This is a genomic window from Corynebacterium sp. c3Ub_189, assembly GCF_039907195.1.
Taxonomy (GTDB): domain Bacteria; phylum Actinomycetota; class Actinomycetes; order Mycobacteriales; family Mycobacteriaceae; genus Corynebacterium.
The window spans coordinates 1-1,136 of record NZ_JASBOF010000053.1 but is presented as its reverse complement, the minus strand read 5'-3'; the positions used below and the strand labels follow the sequence as shown (position 1 = coordinate 1,136).

General features: G+C 53.4%; 1 protein-coding gene. It reads right to left on the bottom strand.

Annotated features, from left to right (window positions below):
• Nucleotides 1–81: 81 nt before the first annotated feature.
• Nucleotides 82–1,136, bottom strand: a 1,055-nt coding sequence (locus tag QKD99_RS11465; RefSeq protein WP_347951483.1) for an IS481 family transposase, incomplete at its 5' end; no start/stop codon positions are given.

Genomic DNA, 1,136 nt, shown 5'->3' with positions numbered 1-1,136 from the left:
ACTGGGGGCACCATGTGAAGTCTCGAGACATCGTTCCTATTTCGATGTTTCGAGACTTTCTTCGTTTTGGGGGTTCGTTTTCTAGATTTCGCCGAGTTGGTTGCGGTGGTATTTTTTGGTTTTGTCTAGGTGGTATCGGCCCCAGATTTCGCCTGTGTGGGGGTTAACGGCGGTGATGTCGTTGTTGATGCAGATGAGCATGATTTCTTTGGTGCGGTGTTTTCTTCCGACGTAGAGTTTGCGCATCATGCCGGCCCAGCGGAGGGTTACTTTTCCGTCGTTGTCGACTTTGTCTCGGCGTAGGCGGTTGTCGGTGCCGATGGGGATATCGAGTGGCTGGGCTTTGGGCAGTCGGTTGTAGGCCTGAACTGGCGTTTGTCTGTTGAGTGCTCGGTGGGGTCGGTGGTTGTTGTAGTAGTCGATGATGTCATCGAGTTGTTGGTTTAGCTCGGCGATGTTGTGGGCAAATGGCCTTGTGTTCAGGGCTTTTTGGAGTGTTTGGTGGAAGCGCTCGACTTTTCCTTGGGTTTGGGGATGGTATGGGGTTCCATTCTTTTGGTGGATGCCCATTTGGAGCAGTAGCTGTTCGAAGCCGTTGCGAGTGTCGGCTTTTCTGTAGAGCTTTGTGGTGAACACGCTGCCGTTGTCGGTGAGGGTGGATTTAGGGAATCCATGTTTGTTTCCTGCGGATATGAAGGTGTCGATGACGTTGGTGCCGGTTTCGTGCTCGACGGCTTTGCAAGCGATGACATAGCGTGAGTGGTCGTCGATGATGGTCAGGATGGCTACGCGTTGGTTGTTGTTGAGGTACCAGTGGCTGTAGTCGAGTTGCCAGGTTTCGTTCGGTTGGTCTGCTTGGAATCGTTTCCAGGAACTGCGTGGCCTTTTGTGAGGTTGTTCGATGACGTAGCCGTGGCGTTTGAGTATGCGGTGGATAGTCGATGCTGCTGGTAGTGGGGTTATTTTTTGTTGTTGAAGGTGCCAGCGGATGGTGTGGGCGCCGTTGTCTTGGCCGGTGTTTTCCAGGTGTTGTCGGATATCGAGGATTGCTTTGACCGTGCTCTCTGGCACTTGTCTGGGGTTGGAGTGTGGGCGCCGGGAGCGTGGTTCGAGTGCTTGGTAGCCGCCTTTGCGAT